At 60.0% G+C, this 22,043-nt stretch carries 20 protein-coding genes; 8 read left to right on the top strand and 12 right to left on the bottom strand.

Features of this window, described 5'->3' with window-relative positions; genetic code table 11:
- Nucleotides 1-2: 2 nt before the first annotated feature.
- On the top strand, nucleotides 3-1,286 hold the full coding sequence (locus KFS80_RS22450) for an NAD(P)/FAD-dependent oxidoreductase (RefSeq protein ID WP_053121085.1): 1,284 nt from the start codon (nucleotides 3-5) through the stop codon (nucleotides 1,284-1,286).
- A gap of 364 nt (nucleotides 1,287-1,650) precedes the next feature.
- Nucleotides 1,651-2,199 (top strand): cupin domain-containing protein, encoded by a 549-nt coding sequence (locus KFS80_RS22445; protein ID WP_053121083.1) that lies wholly within the window; start codon nucleotides 1,651-1,653, stop codon nucleotides 2,197-2,199.
- Between the two features lie 85 nt (nucleotides 2,200-2,284).
- On the opposite strand, the gene KFS80_RS22440 is transcribed toward KFS80_RS22445, so the two are convergent.
- Nucleotides 2,285-2,716, bottom strand: coding sequence for a hypothetical protein (locus KFS80_RS22440; protein ID WP_159812434.1), 432 nt, complete (start codon nucleotides 2,714-2,716; stop codon nucleotides 2,285-2,287).
- 254 nt (nucleotides 2,717-2,970) lie between these two features.
- A complete protein-coding gene (locus tag KFS80_RS22435) occupies nucleotides 2,971-3,747 on the bottom strand; it encodes an NAD(P)H-dependent oxidoreductase (RefSeq protein WP_212545959.1) in 777 nt (258 codons plus the stop codon).
- An 85-nt stretch (nucleotides 3,748-3,832) separates the two neighbouring features.
- Between KFS80_RS22435 and KFS80_RS22430 the strand changes: the two genes are divergently transcribed.
- Both KFS80_RS22430 and KFS80_RS22425 read left to right on the top strand, forming a co-directional pair.
- Nucleotides 3,833-4,726 (top strand): LysR family transcriptional regulator, encoded by an 894-nt coding sequence (locus KFS80_RS22430; protein WP_212545958.1) that lies wholly within the window; start codon nucleotides 3,833-3,835, stop codon nucleotides 4,724-4,726.
- A gap of 254 nt (nucleotides 4,727-4,980) precedes the next feature.
- A complete protein-coding gene (locus KFS80_RS22425; protein WP_053121058.1) occupies nucleotides 4,981-5,766 on the top strand; it encodes a DeoR/GlpR family DNA-binding transcription regulator in 786 nt (261 codons plus the stop codon).
- 109 nt (nucleotides 5,767-5,875) lie between these two features.
- On the opposite strand, the gene KFS80_RS22420 is transcribed toward KFS80_RS22425, so the two are convergent.
- From KFS80_RS22420 to KFS80_RS22400, 5 genes are all read right to left on the bottom strand, one after another.
- Nucleotides 5,876-7,159, bottom strand: coding sequence for an NAD(P)/FAD-dependent oxidoreductase (locus KFS80_RS22420; RefSeq protein WP_212545957.1), 1,284 nt, complete (start codon nucleotides 7,157-7,159; stop codon nucleotides 5,876-5,878).
- Between the two features lie 155 nt (nucleotides 7,160-7,314).
- Entirely contained in the window at nucleotides 7,315-8,679 is a 1,365-nt protein-coding gene (locus KFS80_RS22415; protein ID WP_212545956.1) for a glutamine synthetase family protein, read from the bottom strand.
- Between the two features lie 545 nt (nucleotides 8,680-9,224).
- Nucleotides 9,225-10,121, bottom strand: coding sequence for a LysR family transcriptional regulator (locus KFS80_RS22410; protein ID WP_212545995.1), 897 nt, complete (start codon nucleotides 10,119-10,121; stop codon nucleotides 9,225-9,227).
- A gap of 343 nt (nucleotides 10,122-10,464) precedes the next feature.
- On the bottom strand, nucleotides 10,465-11,361 hold the full coding sequence (locus KFS80_RS22405; protein ID WP_212545955.1) for a bestrophin family protein: 897 nt from the start codon (nucleotides 11,359-11,361) through the stop codon (nucleotides 10,465-10,467).
- A 291-nt stretch (nucleotides 11,362-11,652) separates the two neighbouring features.
- Nucleotides 11,653-12,495, bottom strand: a complete 843-nt coding sequence (locus tag KFS80_RS22400; protein ID WP_420851067.1) for a CAP domain-containing protein — start codon at nucleotides 12,493-12,495, stop codon at nucleotides 11,653-11,655.
- Between the two features lie 208 nt (nucleotides 12,496-12,703).
- Here KFS80_RS22400 and KFS80_RS22395 point away from each other — a divergent pair, with 208 nt between their 5' ends.
- Complete coding sequence (locus KFS80_RS22395; protein WP_212545953.1) at nucleotides 12,704-13,324, top strand: cell wall hydrolase; 621 nt, start codon at nucleotides 12,704-12,706, stop codon at nucleotides 13,322-13,324.
- Here the strand turns inward: KFS80_RS22395 and KFS80_RS22390 are convergent.
- Nucleotides 13,321-14,208: a LysR family transcriptional regulator gene (locus KFS80_RS22390; protein WP_212545952.1), complete on the bottom strand. Its 888-nt coding sequence runs from the start codon at nucleotides 14,206-14,208 to the stop codon at nucleotides 13,321-13,323. The genes KFS80_RS22395 and KFS80_RS22390 overlap by 4 nt on opposite strands.
- Before the next feature lie 103 nt (nucleotides 14,209-14,311).
- Between KFS80_RS22390 and KFS80_RS22385 the strand changes: the two genes are divergently transcribed.
- Complete coding sequence (locus KFS80_RS22385) at nucleotides 14,312-15,778, top strand: MFS transporter (RefSeq protein ID WP_212545951.1); 1,467 nt, start codon at nucleotides 14,312-14,314, stop codon at nucleotides 15,776-15,778.
- Here KFS80_RS22385 and KFS80_RS22380 read toward each other — a convergent pair.
- The 4 genes from KFS80_RS22380 to KFS80_RS22365 form a co-directional block, all read right to left on the bottom strand.
- Nucleotides 15,775-17,181, bottom strand: coding sequence for a heavy metal sensor histidine kinase (locus KFS80_RS22380; protein WP_212545950.1), 1,407 nt, complete (start codon nucleotides 17,179-17,181; stop codon nucleotides 15,775-15,777). The two genes, KFS80_RS22385 and KFS80_RS22380, sit on opposite strands and share 4 nt — an antisense overlap.
- A complete protein-coding gene (locus KFS80_RS22375; protein ID WP_159812423.1) occupies nucleotides 17,178-17,849 on the bottom strand; it encodes a heavy metal response regulator transcription factor in 672 nt (223 codons plus the stop codon). The genes KFS80_RS22380 and KFS80_RS22375 overlap by 4 nt, the downstream gene beginning before the upstream one ends.
- Before the next feature lie 9 nt (nucleotides 17,850-17,858).
- On the bottom strand, nucleotides 17,859-18,116 hold the full coding sequence (locus KFS80_RS22370; protein WP_053121035.1) for a DUF2790 domain-containing protein: 258 nt from the start codon (nucleotides 18,114-18,116) through the stop codon (nucleotides 17,859-17,861).
- Nucleotides 18,117-18,335: 219 nt separating this feature from the next.
- On the bottom strand, nucleotides 18,336-19,049 hold the full coding sequence (locus KFS80_RS22365) for a murein L,D-transpeptidase catalytic domain family protein (RefSeq protein WP_053121034.1): 714 nt from the start codon (nucleotides 19,047-19,049) through the stop codon (nucleotides 18,336-18,338).
- Nucleotides 19,050-19,199: 150 nt separating this feature from the next.
- Between KFS80_RS22365 and KFS80_RS22360 the strand changes: the two genes are divergently transcribed.
- Nucleotides 19,200-20,816, top strand: a complete 1,617-nt coding sequence (locus tag KFS80_RS22360; protein ID WP_212545949.1) for a L,D-transpeptidase family protein — start codon at nucleotides 19,200-19,202, stop codon at nucleotides 20,814-20,816.
- A gap of 215 nt (nucleotides 20,817-21,031) precedes the next feature.
- A complete protein-coding gene (gene glsB, locus KFS80_RS22355; protein WP_212545948.1) occupies nucleotides 21,032-21,940 on the top strand; it encodes a glutaminase B in 909 nt (302 codons plus the stop codon).
- Nucleotides 21,941-22,043 lie beyond the last annotated feature (103 nt).

Here is a 22,043-nt window from a genome sequence, read left to right as displayed (position 1 = left end):
ACATGAAACAGCAACACGTCAACAGTTACTACGCCGCCACCCGCAACGAAGTCATCGATTTTCCGATTCTCGAAGAAGCGGTGGACTGCGATGTCTGCATCATCGGCGCCGGTTACACCGGCCTGTCCTCGGCGCTGTTCCTGACCGAAGCCGGCTATAAAGTGACGGTGCTCGAAGCGGCGAAAGTCGGCTACGGCGCCAGCGGTCGCAACGGCGGCCAACTGGTCAACTCCTACAGCCGCGATGTCGACGTGATCGAAGCGCGCTATGGCGACAAGACCGCAGAGATCCTCGGCAGCATGATTTTCGAAGGCGCCGACATCATCCGTTCGCGCATCAAGGATTACGACATCAAATGCGACTACCGCCCGGGCGGCATCTTCGCAGCGATGAACAAGAAACAACTCAACGGTCTGGCCGAGCAAAAGCGCGGCTGGGAACGTTATGGCAACAACAACCTGAAGATGCTCGACGCGGCTGAGATTCGTCGCGAAGTCGGTTCCGACGCTTACGTTGGCGGCTTGCTCGACATGCAGGGCGGCCACGTTCATCCGTTGAACCTGGCACTCGGTGAAGCGGCAGCCATCGTGCGTCTGGGCGGAAAAATCTACGAGCAGTCGGCTGCGGTGGAAATCAAATACGGTGAGCCAAACGTTATCCGTACTGCCAAAGGCCAAGTGCGCGCCAAGTACCTGTTGATCGCCGGCAACGCTTATCTGCCGCAAGGTCTGGACAACCGCGTCACGGCGAAAAGCATGCCGTGTGGCTCGCAGATCGTTGTCACCGAACCGTTGACTGAAAAGCAGGCGCGTAGCCTGATCACCAACAACTATTGCGTCGAAGACTGCAATTATCTGTTGGATTACTACCGCCTGACTGCCGACAACCGTCTGTTGTACGGCGGCGGCGTGGTCTACGGCGCGCGTGAACCGGACGACATCGAACAACTGATCCGCCCGAAGATTCTCAAGACCTTCCCGCAGCTCAAAGACGTCAAAATCGACTACCGCTGGACCGGCAACTTCCTGCTGACCATGTCGCGCATGCCGCAATTCGGTCGCATCGAGAAAAACGCCTATTACATGCAAGGCTACAGCGGTCACGGCGTGACGTGCTCGCACTTGGCCGGCAAGCTGATCTCGGAAATGATCCGTGGCGATGCCGAGCGTTTCGATGCGTTCGCCTCGTTGCCGCACATGCCAATGCTCGGCGGCCGCACGTTCTCCGCGCCGTTGACCGCTCTTGGCGCCGTGTACTACTCGCTGCGCGACCGTTTCGGCATCTAAAGTTACCTCCCCGGCGACGGTCGCCAAGACCGCGCCGGTTTTTATTCTCGTATCATCTGGTACTGATACAGCAGAGATCCAATTGTGGGAGCGGGCTTGCTCGCGAAGAGGCCATTTCCGCCAATACAGATGTCGCCTGACACATCGCATTCGCGAGCAAGCCCGCTCCCACATTTGCTGTATTGCCAAGGCGAGAAGGACTTTTGCCCCACCGTCCATCGAACCTGCTGAGCAACACCACCAAACGTGATTTAATAGCCGCCTTTCACGGTTCCGGGACACGGGAGCAACGTGATCCGCGCCCTCGGCGCGTCACCCGCCACCCACCCCCATCGCCCTTAAGTCGTTCTCACATAAGGCTGTCATGGATACGGGTTCTCGACTCAAACTAGTACGCGAAAGCTACAAACTCTCCCAGCGCGAGCTGGCCCGGCGTAGCGGCGTGACCAATGCCACCATTTCCCTGATCGAACAGAATCGCGTCAGCCCCTCCGTCAGCTCACTGAAAAAGCTGCTCGAAGGCATCCCGATGTCCCTGGCCGACTTCTTCACCTTCGACCAGCCGCCGCGCGAACATCAATACGTCTTCCGCGCCAATGAACAGCCGGATCTCGGCCGTCATGGCCTGCGCCTGCTGCTGATCGGTGCCTCGGTGCCAAGCCGCCAGATGCGCTTGCTGCGCGAGCAATACGCGCCGGGCGCAAGTTCCGGTGAAGAGCCGATCGTGCACGCCGAAGGCGAGGAGTGCGGGCTGGTCACGCGCGGCACTGTCGAGTTGACCGTCGACGGCCAGGTGAGCGTTTTGGGCGCGGGGGATGGTTACTACTTTCCCACCACGTTACCGCACAAGTTCCGCAATATCGGCGCCGATGAAGCCGAGATCATCAGTGCGAACACGCCGGCGAACTTCTAAGGCAGTCACTCTGAGCACACTAAAAACCGCAGCGATGCGGTTTTTTTGTGGGCACAAATCGAGCGATCAAAGTTTCAACGTTTAACTACTTCGCCTTCCACTGCCCGCCGCCATTCTCACAATCAATCCGCGCCTGGGCCAAATGCTCAACGTCGTAGTAATACGTGGTCACTTGCGCATTGTCGGGGATGTTTAGCGCCTTGGCGTTTTTGTCCTTGCTGGTGGAGTGCGGGTTGGCGAGCGATTCCTGAGTGATGGTCGCGATGCACGCGGCCTGATAGTGATCCGCACAGTTTTCCACTTTGTTTTTTGTGCTGCTGAGCATGTCTTTGCTTTCGTTGCTGCACGACCAGTCGATGGCATTCACCGGCATGCCTTCGTATTCGTAGCAGCTATGGGTTTCGATGGCCGGCACCGAGGCGCTGGAAGATTGGGTCTGGACGTCGCAACCCTCGGCCATGACGCAAGTCGGGATGATGGCGAACGTGGCGATCAGCAACAGAAATCGAATGTTCATCGGGATTTCCTCGAAGAGGGCGCCGCGTCTAACGATGAATGGGCGCTATAGAGTTTCGAGGCAGTCCGGAGGAAGGAGGTTCAATCGCTTTGCGGGCGATCGGACGCCTGTGGCGAGGGGATTTATCCCCGTTGGGCTGCGAAGCAGCCCCAAAACCATACAACTCGGTCTGTCTGGAAAAATCCGTTTGCAGGGTTTGGCGCTGCTGCGCAGCCCAGCGGGGACAAATACCCTCCAAAGGTTTGCGGCAAACATCAAATAATGTGCGCGGAAAAACCCTGTTGATCGGGCGCGACATCATCCTTCAACGTCAACGCCGGAATCTCGTACTCCCCGGCATTCTGCTGGCGAAACGCAATCGGCCGCGTGCTCCACAATTCATCCAGCCTCCGCCCCAATTCTTCACACGTCTCGGCATAGCGCGCCTCATCCATGCGGCTGGTGCGATACACCACGAACGGCGGCACCACTTCAAAACCGGGGTAATACAAAATCCCGTGCTGGATCGGAAACAGCAGATCATCCATCGGGCCGTTGATCCCGCGTGAAGCGTAGTGCGACTCCCAGCCGCCGGTGGTGACCATCAACATCGCCCGCTTGCCTTGCATTTTCCCTTCGCCATAACGCTCACCCCAGCGGCTGTCGGAGTGTTCGCCAACGCCGTAGGCAAAACCGTAGGCGTAGACGCGTTCGACCCAGCCTTTGAGGATCGCCGGCATCGAAAACCACCACATCGGGAACTGCAGAATCAGCGCGTCGGCCCACTGCAGTTTTTCCTGTTCGCGAGCGATGTCGGCGGCTTGGCTGCCTTCGGCGTACGCCACTTTTGAGTCGAGCGAGGCGTGGAACGGTTTTGTGGTGTCGCGCTCCGGGGCGTCGTTGGCGTCAAGGGTGGTTTTCCAATTCATCGCGTAGAGGTCGGAGACCTGCACGGTGTGGCCGGCGGCTTGCAGGCGCTGGACGCTGAAGTCGCGGAGCGAGCCGTTGAGGGAAGTCGGTTCAGGGTGGGCGTAGACCAGTAGGACATTCATGTTGTAGCTCCGTTGGCTGAATGACGGCAGGATCGGCGTTCAAGCGGTATATTGGAAATGAATGTCTGATATGTCTGGTATAGCCATGAATAATTTGAGACGCCTCGATATCAATCTGTTGCTCACCCTCGACGTGTTGCTGTCCGAGCACAACGTCACCCGCGCGGCGCAGCGGCTGAACCTGTCGCAGCCCTCGGTGAGTGTGCATCTGGCCAAGTTGCGCGACATTTTTGGCGACCCGTTGCTGCTGCCCGGGCCGCGCGGGATGCGCCCGACGGTGCGCGCCGATGAATTGCGCGAGCCGTTGCGCGAAGCGTTGGAGGCGTTGGAAAGGGCGGTCGCGCCGGCCAGCGCGTTTGATCCGGCGCAGGCGACGCACACCTGGAAAGTCGCTGCCACCGATTACGGTGAAACGACGGTGGTGTTACCGGCGCTCAGCGGATTACGCAAAGAGGCACCGGGCACGCGATTGGCCGTGATCGATCTGACACCTGCGCAGTTGGTGAAACAGGCGGAGCAGGGCGTCTTCGACATCGCCCTGCACATCAGCGAAGACGCGCCGCTGGAGTTGCACTCGCGGCCATTGTTCACCGAACGCTATGTGCTGGCCGGTCGCGTCGGTCATCCGGATTTGCAGCGCGTGCCAACGCGCAAACAGTTCTGCGCGTTGGAACACGTCCTGGTGTCGCGGGAGGGCGGAGGGTTTTTCGGGGTGACCGACAAGGCGTTGGCAGAGGTCGGTTTGCAACGAAAAGTGGTGCTGTCGGTGCCGCATTTTCTGATGGCGATGTCGGTGCTGGTCAGCACCGATCTGGTGGCGATGTTGCCGTCACGTCTGGTGCGCGGCAATCCGGCATTGCAAGTGGTCGACGCACCGCTGCCAGTGCCCGGTTACGAAATGGCGATGTTCTGGGGCGAACGCGCGCATCGCGATCCGGCGCACAAATGGCTTCGTGAACACCTGTTGGCGTCGGTCTGAGATGCTGTCAGGCGTGACCGAGAGCCACCGCAAACGACACGACGATCATGCACGCAAACGCAAAATTGAGATTCATGAGGTGTTCATCCTGAGCCTTTTAAAGTCGGGCCATTCTGAACAGGCTGAAAGCAAAGAAAAAATTCGCCTTGTTGATTGCAATGATCGAAGTAATTGATACCCGCCGGTTTGTGTTTGCTCGAGGGTTTCGCTAGTCTCGCATAAACCTGCAACTACAAGCACAAACAGGCATATCCATGCACGATCATTCCGCAGCCGAACTGCCTTCATTGCGCCGGCAAAAAATCCTTCTGCTCCTCGAACGCGACGGCAAAGTCATGGCCTCCGAGTTGAGCCAACACTTCGCCGTCTCCGAAGACACCATCCGCCGCGACCTCGCCGAGCTGGATAACGCCGGCCTCGTGCAGCGGGTTCATGGAGGGGCGTTGCCGCGTCCGAAAGATTCAGGCAAGGATTACTTCACGCGGCTGGATGAGACCGATGAGGTGAAAATCCGTCTGGCGCAACTGGCGGCGCAGCAGGTCGAGGACGGGCAGATTGTGCTGTTTGATTCGGGTTCGACGACGTTGCAGGTCGCGCGGTCGCTGCGCGCGGATATCCAGATCACGGCAGTGACGGCTGCGCCGATGACGGCGATTGCGCTGGCGGAATTCAAGGGTGTGAAAGTGATTCTGGCAGGCGGGACGTTGAATCCGCGAACGATGTCGGCGGGTGGGCATGAGGCGCTGCGCTTGCTGGCGGGGATCAAGGCGGATCTGGCGATTACCGGCGTCTGCGCGATTCATCCGGAGGTGGGGATTACTTCGCTGCATTTTGATGAAGTGCCGGTGAAGCAGGCGATGCTCGATGGCGCGACGCGGGTGATTGCCGTGACTACGGCGGACAAGTTGGGCGCGGTGGAGCCGTTTGTGGTGGCGCCTTGTACGCGCCTGCATACGCTGATTACCGAACGGCATCTGGCGTCGGGGAGTGTTGAGGATTATCGACGGTTGGGGATTGTTGTGGAGCAACTACAAGACTGAAGCCGCCTCCTGTAGGAGCTGCCGAAGGCTGCGATCTTTTGATTTTGATTCTAAAAACAAGATCAAAAGATCGCAGCCTTCGGCAGCTCCTACAAGGGAAGGTGTCGGTTCAACGCAACTTTTCAAGCATCTGGTAGTACCACATCCCCGCAGCCAGCATCGGATTCCCGAGCAAATCGCCCATCGGTACACGAATGTGCTGGCAACCCGCAAACGTGTCGAACTGCTCCATCTGCCCGGTGATCGCGCGGCTCATGATTTCGCCCATGATGTGCGTGGTGGCGATGCCGTGGCCGGAGTAGCCCTGGCAGTACCAGACGTTGTCCGAGAGTTTGCCCAGTTGCGGGATGCGGTTGATGACGATGCCCATCGCGCAGCTCCACTGGTAGTCGATCTGCACGCCTTTGAGCGCCGGGAAGGTTTGCTCGATGCACGGGCGCAATTCGCCGGCGATGTCCCTTGAATCCTTGCCGCTGTAGTTGGCGCCGCCGCCGAACAGCAAGCGCCCGTCGGCGGTGAGGCGGTAGTAATCGAGAACGAAGCGGCAGTCGTAGACCGCGAGGTCTTCGGGGTTGATCTGTTTGGCCAGATCACCGAGCGGCGCGGTGGTTACGATGCCGCCCATGGCCGGGAAAATCTTGCCCTTGAGTTTGCCAGGTTCGAGCTTGTGGTAGACGTCGCCGGCGAGCATGACTTGCTTGGCGTCGATCTGGCCGTGAGCGGTTCTTATACCAGGCTTATCGCCATGAATGATCTCCAGCACTTCGCTGTTTTCGAAGATCAGCGCGCCGAGACTTTCCGCTGCCCGCGCTTCGCCGATGCACAGATTGAGCGGGTGCAGGTGCATGTTGCGAGTGTTCTTGATTGCGCCGTGATAGAGGTCGCTTTGCAGCAGATCGCGCACCTGGCTACGGTCGAGCAGGCTGACTTCATCGCCCAGTCCGCGCCGCACGGCTTCTTCGTAATCGTTGCGCAAATCCGGCATGTGACTCGGCTTGTAGGCCGCGTGCAGATGACCGTGTTTGAGGTCGCATTTGATGCCGTACTTCTCGACGCGTTGCTTGATGATTTCGTGGCCGCGCCAGCGCAGGTGCCAGATGAAATCGTCGACGTCATCGCCGAGTTTCGCGCGCATCTGTTTGCGCATCGCACCATCGCCGGAGAGGCTGCCGGTGACTTGCCCGCCGTTACGTCCGGTGGCGCCCCAGCCAATTTTGTTGCTCTCGACGATGGCGACTTTCAGGCCTTTTTCGGCGAGCTCGACGGCGGTGGCAACGCCAGTGAAACCACCACCAATGATCACCACGTCGACCGTGTGCCGACCTTGCAGGGTCGGGTAGTCGGTGTCCTGGTTGAGGGTGGCGTTGTAGTAGGAATTGCAGCGTTCGGTCATGTCAGTGTCCACACAAATTCGAGTTCGTACGCAATCCCCTTGTGGGAGCGGGCTTGCTCGCGAAGGCGTCAGCACATTCAATATTTCTAGTGACTGACACTCCGCCTTCGCGAGCAAGCCCGCTCCCACAGGGGGGAGGGGGGAGGGGTGAGGGTTTAGGCTTCGGTCAGGTACCAACGCCAATCCTGCTCACCCACTTCAGCCATGAACTGCCGATACTCGGCACGCTTCACCGCCAGATACACCCCAAGAAACTCCTGCCCCAAGGCATCCCGCGCCCACGCCGATTTCTCCAGCGCCTGCAACGAGGTCAGCCAATCAGTCGGCAGCAATTCCTTCGCCTGCGCATAACCGTTGCCTTCAACCGGTGCGCCCGGCTCAATGTTTTCACTGATGCCGCGATGAATGCCGGCAAGGATCGCCGCCGCTGCCAGATACGGGTTGGCATCGGCGCCGCAGATGCGGTGTTCGATGTGGCGGGTATTGGCCGGGCCACCCGGTACGCGCAGGCTGACGGTGCGGTTGTCGACGCCCCAGGTCGGCGCCAACGGTGCGTAACTGTTGGCCTGGAAGCGGCGGTACGAGTTGGCGTTCGGGCAGAACATCAGCAGCGTGTCGAGCAACGACGCGAGCATGCCGCCAATCGCCGTGCGCAGCAGCGGCGTGCCGGCCGGGTCTTCGGAAGCGAACAGATTGCGCCCCTCGGCATCCGCCAGACTGACGTGCATGTGCATGCCCGTGCCGGCTAGATCATCGAACGGTTTAGCCATGAACGTCGCTTGCATGCCGTGCTTGTGTGCGACCGCTTTGACCAGACGTTTGTAACGCACAGCCTGATCCATCGCTTCCAGCGCATCGCCGTGTTCGAGGGTGATTTCCACCTGGCCCGGGGCGTATTCGGAGATCGCCGTGCGCGCCGGAATACCGTGCAGTTTGCAGGCGCTGTAGAGGTCGGCGAGGAACGGTTCGATCTGTTCCAGCTCGCGTAAACCGTAGACCTGTGTGTGTCGCGGTCGCCCACCGTCGGCATCCAGTGCCGGTTGCGGACGACCGTTGTGATCGCGTTTGGCGTCGAGCAGATAGAACTCCAGCTCGCAGGCCATCACCGGGTGATAACCCTCGGCTTTGAGGCCGTCGATAACCTTGATCAGCAGGTGACGCGGGTCGGCGATGCTCGCTGGCATGCCTTCTTTCGGGTGCATGCTGACTTGCACGGCGGCGGTCGGAATCTGCCGCCACGGCAGGCGCACCAGGCTGCCTTCCAACGGATAGGCGCGGCAGTCGATATCGCCGACGTCCCAGACCAGACCGGAGTTTTCAACGTCTTCACCTTGCACGGTCAGACCGAGGATGGTGCTTGGCAGCGGCCGACCACTTTCGTAAACGGCGAGCAGTTCTTCACGGTGCAACAGCTTGCCGCGCGGCACTCCGTTGGCGTCGAGAATGAACAGCTCGATCATGTCGATATCAGGGTTTTGGTCGAGGAACAGGCGTGCGTCTTCAATCGCTGCGAATTTCATGGCAATCACTCAGAGTTGCGCCGCACAGGCGCGCAGATTCGGGCCAAGAGACAGTAATGGGCGAAAGCCCAGGTGTCCTGGCAGGGATATCGAAAGAGAAAAGGCCTACACGTTTTTCAGACGTGATCAGGCAGAAACGCAGACATCCGGCGGGCGTGCGGAGTGACGCAACTTGGAACGGCGCAGGGCCATGGGGAGATTGACGATACGATTCATGCGCGGCCCCTATGACAGAGGGCGCACACAGCGGAGACGTTCAACGATTTTAGTTGTTGTAGATACGTACTCATAACGCGTGTTTCCGTTGGCGGAAAACGTCGGTGTCGGGGCTGACCCGTCGACCGGTGTGCCCGGATAGTAAGGGGGAATCCGCGGGCGTGTAAACGATCAATGTGAAATATCTTGAACACTCAAGTCGCAAGGTGATTCTGTGGCGAGGGGATTTATCCCCGTTGGACTGCGAAGCAGGCCCAGATTCTTTTGGGGCTGCTGCGCAACCCAACGGGGATAAATCCCCTCACCACAAGTTTTGCATTCAATCTTTGTCAGTGCGGCGACTCTTGCTCAAGCATCTTTCGCGCTTCAGCAAAACATTTTTCAGCAATCGCCGAACGCGGTTCGGTCTTGCGCATCACCATCCCCAACGGTGCGAGCACGCTGGCGTCCGGCAGGGTCATGAACGACAGGTGTTCAATCGGCTCCTCCATTCCGCTGTCCAGCGGCATGATTGCGCAGCAGAAACCCTGGTGAATCGCCTGTAACAACTGATAGGTCGAATCACTCTCCATGATCGGCTGCGGACTCAAGCCGCGACTGCGAAAACTCAGGTCGATGGATTTGCGGTAATGCATGCCGGTGGTGATCATGCCCAGCGGCAATTGCGCGGCTTCTTCCCAACTCATCTGAGTGCCTTCGAACTGGAAATGCCGGTTGTCGTAGAGCAATCCGACGCGGGTTTGACCGATCTCGAAGAACTCGAAATAGGCCGGATTGACGTGATCGAGATAGCACACGCCCAAGTCCAGCTGATTGTTGCCCAGACTGGCGATGATCTCATCGGAGCTGAGCGAGGACAGGCTGAACTTCAACTCGGGATAAGACCCTGACAATCGCTGAATATAATCGACCGGATTGAAGCTGCTCAGCGGCACCAGGCCGAGGCGCAAACTGCCGACCAGTTGCCCGCGACAGGCTGCGGCTTCGGCGAATAAACCATCATGCGCCGCCAGCAACGTCCGGGCCCAAGCCAGTACGCGCTCGCCAGCCTCGGTGAACCCCTCAAAGCGCTGACCACGGTTGACCAGCACCAGATCCAGCTCCTCTTCGAGATTGCGCAGGCGCATCGACAGGGTCGGCTGAGTGATGTGGCAGCGGGCGGCGGCCTGACCGAAGTGACGGGTTTCGTCCAGTGCGATCAGGAATTTGAGTTGTTTGATGTCCAGGACGGCACCTGCTCGATGGGATTTCTGGGTGGAGTATTGACGCAGATGCGTACAGCGCACCAAGGGTGCAGGGCGCGACGATCTCATCTGAGGGCGTATTCGTCCAATCGGAAGTGTTTAAAGGCTTATCGACCGCCGGCAAAGTGGCCGATGCGCAGCGTCTGGCGGACAGCGAACTCTTCAAAGCCCTGCAAAAAACACAACAGTAGGAGTGAGCCTGCTCGCGATCGCGGCAAGTCAGGCGACAACGATGTTGGCTGGCAATCCGCTTTCGCGAGCAGGCTCACTCCTACAAGGGTTTTGTGGTGCTCGTCTATATTGGGGTGTTTGGGGAAATTTGGGGTCAGCTCAAGACATAGTCCACAGGCTTAAGCGCCGGCGGCATTTCTGCGCCGAGCTCCCAGAGAATATCGCGCTCCAGCGTGCGCACCAGCGCATCCGTTGGCAGATCATTCTCGTCGCGGCCAAAGGGGTCTTCCAGCTCATCGGCAATCGCGTCGAGGCCAAAAAACGTATAGCTGACAATCGCCGTGAACAGTGGCGTCAACCAGCCCAACGGTTCGGCCATGGCGAAGGGCAACAGGATGCAGAACAGATAAATCGTGCGATGCAGCAACAGCGTGTAGGGAAACGGCAGCGGCGTGGTTTTGATCCGGTCGCACACCGCCTGCGCTTGGGTCAGGCTGGTCAGGTGATTGGCGAGCAGCATGTAGCGCCACTCCGTCAGCTCACCGTTTTGATGCAAGTCGGAACACTGCTGGCCAACTGTTTGCAGAATTCGCCCGCTGTAGTCGGGCGTCTGCGGATCGGGCTTGGGCATGACCCATTGGCTGCTGGCATCCGCTTCGCTTTCTTTACGTAACCGGGCGTTCAGCGCATGGGCGAAGCCACACAGATTGAGCAGCAACGGCTTGCGCTCGGCGGAGTCACGGATGCCGTGGGTTTCGCGAATGATCGAACGAATGTGCACGATCACCTCGCCCCACGCCTTGCGCGCTTCGTACCAGCGGTCATAACAGGCGTTGTTGCGAAAACTCATGAAGATCGACAGCGACAAACCGAGCAGCGTAAACGGCGTCGCGCTGACACTGGCGAAATAGCTCGGATGGAGGATTTCCACCAGCACAATGGCCGACGCCAACAGCGTGATCATCAGCGCGCGCAACGCGATGCGTTTGGCGATCGAACCCTTGAGGGTGAACAGGATGGCAATGGGATGAATCTTGGGTCGGACGATCATGCTGTTCTGCCCTGGTTATGCATGGGGGCGTGGCGGATCAGCCGGTTGTGCAGCGCCACGCCGATGAGTCTAGTTGGCTGCAATGGCGGCGCAGAGTAAGAGCGCCAGAAAGGCGCGTCCAATCAGTTTGAATGACCGCACGATTGATCAAATTGATGACCCCTGAACCCCCTGTAGGAGCAGAGCTTGCTCGCGAAGGCGTAAATACAGTCAATGCATATTTCGACTGGATAGACGCCTTCGCGAGCAAGCTCTGCTCCTACGGATTTTGCGGTGTTTGAGGACGCGGAGTTACTGCGCGCCGAACATGGCGGTCCAGTAGATGCCTGCGCTGCTTTTCGGGTCGGTGGCGTAGGCGGCGCCGAGTTCTTTGTATTGTGGGTTCATCAGGTTGGCGCAGTGGCCGGGGCTGGCGATCCAGCCGTCGACGACTTTGCGCACGGTGTCTTGGCCGGCGGCGATGTTTTCGCCGACCAGTTGACCGCTGTAACCGGCCAGTTCAGCGCGGTCGCCGGGGGTGCGGCCGTCGCGATCCTTGTGGTCGAAATAATTGTTGTTGGCCATGTCGCGGCTGTGATCCTGGGAAATCGTGCCCAGCGCAGCATTCCAGGCCAACGGTGCGGCAGCGGCGAAGGCCTGACCACCGCACTGACGCGGCTGACTGCGGGCGACGTTGAGTTGCTCCAGCAGTTTTTGCCCTTCACTTTGCGCATCGCCGAGTTTGGCCGACAACAGCGGTCGCGCCAGCACGATGCGCCAATCGCGATCGGCGCGGCTGACACCGACATCGACGAACTGCGGATCGAGCACCACCTGACAAAAACTCTCCTGAATCGCCTGCATCGCCGACGCCGCATCGCGCGGGCCATTCAGCGTGATCGCCTGCACATTGACCATCGGGTAACTGGCGCTGGCCATGGCTTGCTGCAAATCCACAGCGCCACTGGCCGGCAGGCGCAAGCGGGGATCGGCCGACAGCGGCGGCAGCTCATTGGAGGCTTGCGAACCGCAGCGTTGCGGCTGGCTGCGGTAGCTGTTGATCGACTCGATCAGTTGCGATTCATCGCTGGCCAGCGCCGGGATGGCCAACACAACGCCAGCGGACAACGCGGCACAACGTAAAACGAATGGCATGAAGCGCATGGAAATCTCCCTTGAGCTGAATGCGCCCATGATGCGCGAAAGGCCCCCGGTGGGTGCAATGTCTTTTTCTTCATTCGACGGTTTTTTCTGCGCAACTTTGTCTGGCGTTTTGCCGTCTACACTCACCGAAGACCCCGGGAGCCGGGCGTCTCACCCACGCAACACGTTGCCCTTAGCGGGCGCTGCCGGAAGAACTGACATGGGATTTAAAGGCTTGGCTGGCTGTTTGGTTTGCATCCTGTTGGCGGGCTCCGCATGGGCCACCGATCAGGCCCCGATCAAGGCGAAGGCTGAAGAGAAAGCGCAGGTGCTGGAGGAGAAAGCGGCGGACAAAGTCAGCAGCGCACCGGCGCCGAAAGCCGAAGCGATTACCCCGACCGAGGCGCAAGCGGTCGACCCAGCCGGCGCTGCACCGCTGGATGATCCGCTGACCTGCCTGGCGCGCAGTATCTACTGGGAAGCCAAGGGCAAGGACACCCCGGAAATGGAAGCGGTGGCCAGCGTGGTGATGAATCGACTCGGCCACGAAGGTTTCCCCGACACCGTATGCGCAGTGGTCAAACAAGGATCGGAAACCAAGAGCTGCCAGTTTTCCTGGTGGTGCGATGGCAAGGCCGATCAGGTCAAGGAGGACTCCGAATACGCGCTGGCCAAGGAAATCGCCGGCAAAGCGCTCAACCGGCAACTCCCGGATCGCACCCGCGGCGCGCTGTACTTCCACGACCGCAACGTCCACCCGAGCTGGGCCAAGGAATACCGCAAAACCGCCGAAACGAAAAAATTCCTTTTCTACAAACCGGCCGGTGGCGACGCGCGTTAGGCGCAGACTTGACGCACACAATCGCGCAACCAGCGGTGTGCCGGATCAGCGTCCATGCGCGGATGCCAAAGCATTGAGACGCTGATCGGCGGCATCTCGAAGGGCAGAGCGAAACTGTGCAGGCCGCTGCGCAATTTGCTGGTGTGGCGCTCCGGGACAGTGGCGATCAAATCCGATTCACGCACCAGCGTCAGCGCCGCCGAAAAACCGCCGAACGAGGTGACGATGTCCCGCGTCAGCCCGAGCGCGAGCAGCGCTTCGTCTACCGGGCCGCTGCTGCGCCCGCGTCGTGAGATCAGAATGTGCTCGCCACCGGCAAAACGCTTGCTGCTGACTTTTCCCGAACTCAAGGGATGCCCCTCACGCACCACACCGATCCAGTGATCCTGAAACAGAATGCGGCTGTGCAGCGTCGGGTCGGTGCTGTCGTCGATCACGCCGGTTTCAAGATCGACGCGGCCCTCGCGCAGCGGCGTGCTGTCCTTGTCGGCCTTCTGCACAAAGCGCAGGCGCACGCCGGGCGCTTCTTCAACGATGCGTGCGAGCAGGGCGGCGGCGAAGGTTTCGACAAAACCGTCGGTGTTGCGCAGGGTAAAGGTGCGTTGTAAACGGCTTGGGTCGAGCACCTCGGCAGGGCGCAAAACCGCCTCGGCTTCCTGCACCAGATGACTGACGCGTTCGCGTAATTCCAACGCACGCGGCGTCGGCACCAGACCGCGACCGGCCCGCACCAGCAGCGGATCGCCGGTGGTCTCGCGCAGACGGGCCAGGGCGCGACTCATCGCCGAAGGACTCAATCGCAGGCACTTGGCCGCGCGGGCGACGCTGCCTTCACGCAGCAGCACGTCGAGGGTGATCAACAGGTTCAGATCGGGTGCGGACATGACATGGCGTTCCATGCAGGTATCGAGTGCAAAGCATGCGTCTTGTGCCTTGTATTGTCGAGGCTCAGGCTATGCAGCATCACCTCTGCCAAGTGAACGCACGATGCCCCGAGAACCCCTGAACACTTCAGCCCGCTGGGCGTTGACCAGTCTGGCCCTGTCGATGTTGATGCCGTCGCTGGACACCAGCATTGCCAATGCCGGCTTACCGATGCTGGCGGCGGCGTTTGATGCGACGTTCCAACAGGTGCAGTGGATCGTTCTGGCTTACCTGCTGACAGTCACCACGCTGATTGTCAGCGTCGGGCGGCTGGGCGACGGCATCGGTCGGCGCCGATTGCTGTTGATCGGCATCGGCGTTTTCACCGCGGCCTCGTTGTGTTGTGCGTTGGCACCGGGACTGGGTTGGCTGATCGGCGCGCGAGCGGTGCAAGGCGTTGGCGCGGCGATCATGTTTGCCTTGACCGTCGCGCTGGTGGCCGATGCGGTGCCGAAGTCGCGCGCGGGCAGTGCGATGGGTTTGTTGGCGACCATGTCAGCGACCGGCACCACCCTCGGGCCGTCGCTGGGCGGGTTGTTGATGGCGCATCTCGGTTGGCATTCGATTTTTCTGCTCAACGTACCGCTGGGTTTGCTTAATGCGTGGCTGGTGTACCGCTATCTGCCGGCAGATCGAGCGATCAGCACACGGGTTGCCTTTGATTATTTCGGCACCGGGGTGCTGGTGTTGACGCTGGCAGCTTATGCGCTGGCGATGACGCTGACAGGCCTTGCCCTGCCGTTGTTGCTGGTCAGCGCGTGCGGTGCGGGGCTGTTTGTTTTTATCGAGATGAGAGTCAAAGTGCCTTTGATTCGCTTGTCGCTGTTTGCCGACCGGCGATTGAGCAGCAGCCTCTTGCTGACGTTATTGGTGACTACCGTGATGATGACCACATTGGTGTTTGGGCCGTTTTACTTGAGCCGAGGTTTGGGTTTGAGCAGCGCCACGGTCGGATTGGTGTTGTCGATCGGGCCGTTGTTGGCGGCGTTTGGCGGTGTGCCGGCCGGGCGTCTGGTGGATCGCTTTGGCGCGCGCCGGATCGTGCCGGGTGCGTTGCTGGGCTTGGCTTGTGGTTGTGGCTTGTTGGCGTCGTTGCCGATGAGCCTTGGCGTGTTTGCGTACGTGTTGCCGATTGCGATGGTTGCGGTCAGCTATGCGTTGTTTCAGGCAGCCAATAACACCGGGTTGATGGCCGGCGTAAGTCAGGATCAGCGCGGAGTGGTCTCGGCGTTGCTGGGGCTGGCGCGTAATCTGGGCTTGATCACCGGGGCGGCGGTGATGGGCGCGGTGTTTGCACTGGCGGCGGGGGATCCGACGGAGGCGCCGGCAGCAGCAATTGCCAGTGGTTTACACACCACCTTCGCGGTAGCCACGGCAATAGCGTTCATGGCATTGATCATAAGCCGAACGCAGTTCAACTGTGGGAGCGGGCTTGCTCGCGAAAGCGGTGAATCAGGCAACACTGTGCTGACTGACACGCCGCCTTCGCGAGCAAGCCCGCTCCCACAGGGGAATGGCGGTGATCGTTAGTCTCGGGTTTGGCGGGCGGGGAAGAACAGTTCGAAACAGGTCACGCCATCCGCACTGCTGGCGCTGTACCGGCCCTGATGCAACTGCATGATCGTCGCAACAATCGACAGGCCCAAACCATTCGATTGTGCCGAACGCTCGCGCGACTGATCCACGCGATAAAAGCGCTCAAACAACCGCGCCAGATGCTCAGGCGCAATGGTCGCGCCGTGGTTGCGCACCCGCAGATAACTGCCCTCAGGCTCAGCGATCGCTTCAACCTGCACTGTCGAATCCGCTGCACCGTACTTGATCGCATTCGCGCAAAGGTTCGCCAGCGCACGCCGCAATAACATTGGCTCCGCCCAGATCACACCGCTGCCACGCGCCTCAATGCACACGCCCACATCCGCCGCCAACCCTTCAAAATAATCAGCAATGCGCTGCATCTCGTCCGCCGCATCCAGTTCCTGACGCTGGCTCAGCGCACTCGCCGGATCAGTGCGCGCAAGAAACAGCATGTTGTCGAGCATCCGCGTCAGCCGTTCCAGCTCTTCGACATTGGAGGCGAGCAACTGTTGATAGGCTTCGATGCTGCGGTTCTGATGCAGGGCGACCTGGGTTTCGCCGAGCAGGTTATTGATCGGCGTACGCAGTTCGTGAGCCATGTCGGTGGACACCTGACTCAACTGCGCAAAACCTTTGGCGAGGCGATCGAGCATGGCGTTGAACGCATCGATCATCGGCAGCAATTCCCGAGGCGCGCCCTGGCTGTCGAGGCGTTCGCCGAGATTGCCGACACCGATGCCATGAGCGTGCTTGGCCAATCGGCGTAACGGCAGCAAACCGCGATACACCAGCAAACAACCAATCACCGCGAGCAGCAGCGCCGCCAACGTCGCCAGGCCATAAACACTCAAACGATAATTGGCGAGCATCGCCGTGCGTTCGCTCATCAGGCGTCCGGTTTTGACTTGCAGATTGCCCAGTTCACCAGAGTCGATCTCAGCCGCCACCGCCGAAAACGGTACGCCGTTAACGTTCGGCAGATGCTGTACATCGTTCAGCGTCATCGTGTGATTGATCGGCACCGCTGGCAATGTCGGCGTGGTCAGGTTGCCCGGATTGACCACCAGCAATGGCGGTTCACCCGGCGCGCCGATGGTCAGCAGTGCCTCGCGGTTGCCGAGCATGTTCTGGAACAGCGCCGGTTTATTCTTGATCAGCTCGAGGGTGTTACTGTCGTTAAGGAAGGTGCGCAACTGGTCGACGCGGCTGACCAGCGAAATGTCGTCGCGGCGAATCAGCTGTTCTTCCAGCTCGCTGTACAGCGCCGCGCCGAGCCCGGCCAGCGACGCAAAGGCGAGCAGGGCGAACACCAGCGCCAGGCGCAGGGTCAGGGAATACGTACGTTTCGCGCTCATGGCTGCGTGTCAAAACGGTAGCCGATGCCGCGCACGCTGTGGATCAGCTTGAGCTGGAACGGGTCATCGATTTTCGCCCGTAAGCGGCGTACGGCGACATCGACCACGTTGGTGTCGCTGTCGAAATTCATGTCCCACACCCGCGACGCGATCAGCGAACGCGCGAGCACTTGCCCGGTGTGCGTGGCGAACAGTTGCAGCAGGGCGAACTCTTTATTGGTCAGGGTGATGCGCACTCCGCCGCGACTCACTCGGCGTTTGAGCACGTCGATTTGCAGGTCGGCGACTTGCAGTTGTTCATCTTCATGAATCGGCCCGCGTCGGGTCAGGGTGCGCAGACGCGCCACCAGTTCGGCGAAGGAAAACGGTTTGATCAGGTAATCGTCCGCGCCCAGTTCGAGGCCTTTGACGCGGTCGGCGATGTCGTCGCGGGCAGTCAGGAACAGCACCGGCGTGTCGGCCTCCTTGCGCAGTCGGCGCAGGACTTCCCAGCCATCCATTTTCGGCATCATCACATCGAGCACGATCACGTCGAAGCTGTGTTCCAGCGCCAGGTGCAAACCATCGGCGCCGTTGCGCGCCAGGCTTACGCTGTAGCCGAGTTCCTGCAAGCCGTTGAGCAAGTAATTGCCGGCCTTGGGTTCGTCTTCGACAACCAGAATATTCATCGATCACTCTCAATGGTCATTGATGCAGCCGCTGCCTTGCACGTCATAGTTCAGCACATGTTCGCGGCCCTGATGGTCGAGGTAGTTGAGTTGCGCCGGAACCACACCGCAGGCCTGAGAAATATCGGTGCTGGAGAGTACTTTGTCGACATCCAGATTGACGTAGAAGGCGGATTTGTCATGGATGACGGCGGTGTCGGGCATGTTCGCGGCGAACACGGAGCCGGTGGCGAGGAGGGTGGTAAGGGCGAGCAGGAGGGTTTTCATGGTCAGTCACTCAGTGGTTGGTGTTGATCGGCGTTAGCGCCGGGACAACATCAGGCTACCGAGCGATCCGCACGGCAAACCGACAGCTGAATGACAAAGTTGTAATGAAACACACCCCTGTAGGAGCTGCCGAAGGCTGCGATCTTTTGATCTTGTTTTTAACAGTCAAAATCAAGAGATCGCAGCCTTCGGCAGCTCCTACAGGGGGATTTGTGTTGGTTAGCTCGCGTGGGTGCTGAGGATGCTCGCCACCTGCTGCGGCTGGCAGTTGAGGTACGGCGAGGATTTCAGCCAGCGCTGATCCGGGTACCAGGAAAACATGAACTGGCCATCCTTCAGTCGATCAATCACTTGCTTGGCAATCTGCGGCCGAACCGCCGGGCAACCCTGGCTGCGGCCGATGCGTCCCTGTTTCTTGCTCCACAACGGATTCACATAACTGGCGGCGTGAATGACGATCGCGCGATCGCGGGCCATGTCATTGAAGCCCGGTTCCAGACCGTCCATGCGCAACGAATAACCGTGGGCGCCGCTGTAACTTTCCTGGGTGCGGAACAGACCGAGGCTGGATTGGTAACTGCCTTCACGGTTGGAAAACTGCGTGGCGAAGTTTTCGCCGGAGTTGGAACCGTGCGCCACCAAATCGCGTAGAACCAACTTCTGTTTGCTCAGGTCGAAAATCCACAAGCGGCGTTCTGTGGACGGTTGCGAATAATCGATGACGGCCAGGTGGCGGGACGGCTTCGCCCCATTATTGACCGCGCATTGCATGGCGCTTAATGCACCTTTCAGCGCCTGGGGATTGAGTTCTGGCGCGGCGTGGGCGAGGCTGTTGTAGAGAACCGGCGATGGTTTGCCGGCGGCAAAAACTGGACTGGTCACAGCGACAAGGGTCGCGGTGGACAGCAGAAGTCGGCGCAAAAACGTCAACATTTATAAAGTGTCCTCACTTGCTACTCATTTGGCACTTTGGCTCCTGACTCCCAGTCATAACCGCCACGCCCGAAGATCGAGCCTGACTGTTCAGCACACCTGATGTAAGGTTGACCGTCATCTGGACGGCCATGGATTGGAGTAAAGCAGTTGTTCAAAAAGTACGCATGCTACTTGAGCATTTGTTTGCTCGCTGCGCCGTTTGTCGCTTGTGCCGATGAGCCGCTGCCGCCCTTGCAGACGCTGCCGACGCCACCGGCCGAGTTGCCGGTCGAACCGCAGAGTCCGTTGCAGGCTGTTTTGATCAGTCTGCCGCAGGCCTGTCCGGCGATTGCCGCGCGTCTGAGCGTGGCGGCGTTGACCCAGTTGCAGGCGTTCTATGAACAGCAGGACTGGATGCCAGTGTGGGCCAGTGAATCCGGACGTTTGCAGGCTTTACAAGCGCAATTGCCGCTGTTGGCCGACGATGGCCTGAATCCAAAACGCTACCCAGTAGCGAGCATTCCTCCGCAGGATGGCGAACTCTGCGCCGACATCGACATCAGCCGCTACTACCTGCAAGCCCTGCAGGATCTGCATTACGGCAGCCTGTTGCAGTCGCACTTCGAGCCGCTGTGGCATGCCGATGACACCCCGCGTGACCGTCAGGCGGAATTGTTGGCGATTGCCGTGCCGGGCATGCAGGACATTCCCGGCGCCTTCGATCGCGCGCGTCCACACCTCGCGCAGTATCAGAGCCTGCGTCACCTCTACGCCGCACAACGTCTCAAGGCCTTGCCGCAGTGGCAATCGGTCGGCAATGGCCCGTTGCTGCGTCCGGACATGGAAGACAAACGCGTGCCGGAACTGGCGCAGCGTCTGTACAGCGAAGGCTATCTGGCCCACGCCGGCAGCACGCCCGGCAACGCTTACGAGGGCGTGCTGGTCGAGGCGGTGAAAAGTTTTCAGGCCAACCATTCGTTGCAGGCCGACGGCGTGGTCGGGCCGGGGACGATTGCCGAACTCAACATCAGCCCGCTGACTCGCCGCGAACAGCTGCGGGTCAACCTCGAACGTTTCCGCTGGATGGCGCAGGACATGGAACCGGATGGGTTGCTGGTCAACGTCGCCGCTGCTGAACTGACTTTGTATCAGGGCGGCCAACCGGTGTGGCAGACCCGCACCCAGGTCGGACGCGCCGAGCGGCAGACGCCGCTGCTGAAATCCCGCGTCACGCGCCTGACCCTCAACCCGACCTGGACGGTGCCGCCGACCATCTGGAAAGAAGACAAACTGCCGGCGATCCGCAAGGATCAGACTTTCCTCAGCCGCCAGAATCTGCAAGTGCTCGATGCCAACGGCCAGCCTTTGGCTGCGGCGGATGTCGACTGGGACAATCCCGGCAACATCCTTTTGCGTCAGGACGCCGGCCCGCGCAATCCGCTGGGGCAGATGGTCATTCGTTTTCCCAATCCGTTCTCGGTGTATCTGCATGACACGCCGAGCAAGGCGCTGTTCGACAAGGGGCCGCGTGCGTTCAGCTCAGGTTGCGTGCGGGTCGAGCACCCAATGCAGCTGCGGGATTTGTTGCTGAGCCCGTCGGAAAAGGCCCGCACCGAAACGCTGTTGGCGACCGGGACGACTCACGAATTTCGTCTATCTGCGCCGGTGCCGATCCTGATGACCTACTGGACGGCGCAAGTCGGCAGCGACGGCCACGTGCGCTATGCGCCAGACATCTACAGCCGCGACAGCGCCTTGCTCGCCGGCCTCGACCGCGCACACTGACTCCCCAGCCATCCCCCAATCCCCTGTGGGAGCGGGCTTGCTCGCGAAGGCGTCGGCACACATTGCACTGATGTGGCTGACACACCGCCTTCGCGAGCAAGCCCGCTCCCACATTTTGTTCATCAGGGTGTCAGTGAGGTGTGATCTGATTTGCCCGCGCAACGTCTAGCCCCAGTGTCCCCGCAATCCCATGGGGCGAGACTTCGGAACCCGGCATGCAAGCGCTGTTGAACGAGATCCTTGACGCTGTCCGTCCTCTGATCGGACAGGGCAAGGTGGCTGACTACATCCCCGCCCTCGGCACTGTGCCGGCCAATCAATTGGGCATCGCTGTGTACGGCAATGACGGCGAAATGTACTGCGCCGGCGACGCCGACACGCCGTTCTCGGTGCAGAGTATTTCCAAGGTGTTCAGCCTGGTGCAGGCCATCGAACATTCCGGCGAAGCGATCTGGGAACGTCTGGGTCATGAGCCGTCAGGCCAGCCGTTCAACTCGCTGGTGCAGCTGGAGTTCGAACGCGGCCGACCACGCAATCCGTTCATCAATGCTGGTGCGTTGGTGATCTGCGACATCAACCAGTCGCGCTTCGCCGCGCCGACCCTGTCGATGCGTGATTTCGTGCGGCGCCTGTCGGGCAACCCGCAGATCATGATCGACGGCAAAGTCGCCGAGTCCGAATACCAGCACCGCGCGCGCAATGCGGCGATGGCGTATCTGATGCAATCGTTCGGCAACTTTCACAACGACGTTGAAGCAGTGCTGCGCAGTTACTTCAGCCACTGCGCACTGCGGATGAACTGCATCGATCTGGCTCGGGCGTTTTGCTTTTTGGCCAACGACGGTTTTTGCAAACACAGCGGCGAGCAGATTCTCGCGCGGCGACAGACTCAGCAGGTCAACTCGATCATGGCCACCAGTGGGCTGTATGACGAGGCGGGCAATTTTGCTTATCGCGTGGGTTTGCCGGGCAAGAGCGGCGTCGGTGGCGGGATTGTCGCGGTGGTGCCGGGGCAATTCACGGTGTGCGTGTGGTCGCCGGAGCTGAATGCTGCGGGTAACTCGCTGGCGGGGATGGCGGCGCTGGAGATGCTAAGCGCCAGAATTGGCTGGTCAGTGTTCTAACCCAAACACCTCAATCTGTAGGAGCAAAGCTTGCTCGCGAAAGCGTCCTGACATTCAACAAACCCGTTGCCTGATAAGCCGTCTTCGCGAGCAAGCTCTGCTC

This window comes from Pseudomonas rustica, from assembly GCF_018336155.1.
GTDB lineage: Bacteria > Pseudomonadota > Gammaproteobacteria > Pseudomonadales > Pseudomonadaceae > Aquipseudomonas > Aquipseudomonas rustica.
Note: the sequence above shows the minus strand (reverse complement) of the source record. Positions and strands in the feature narration are given on the sequence as shown.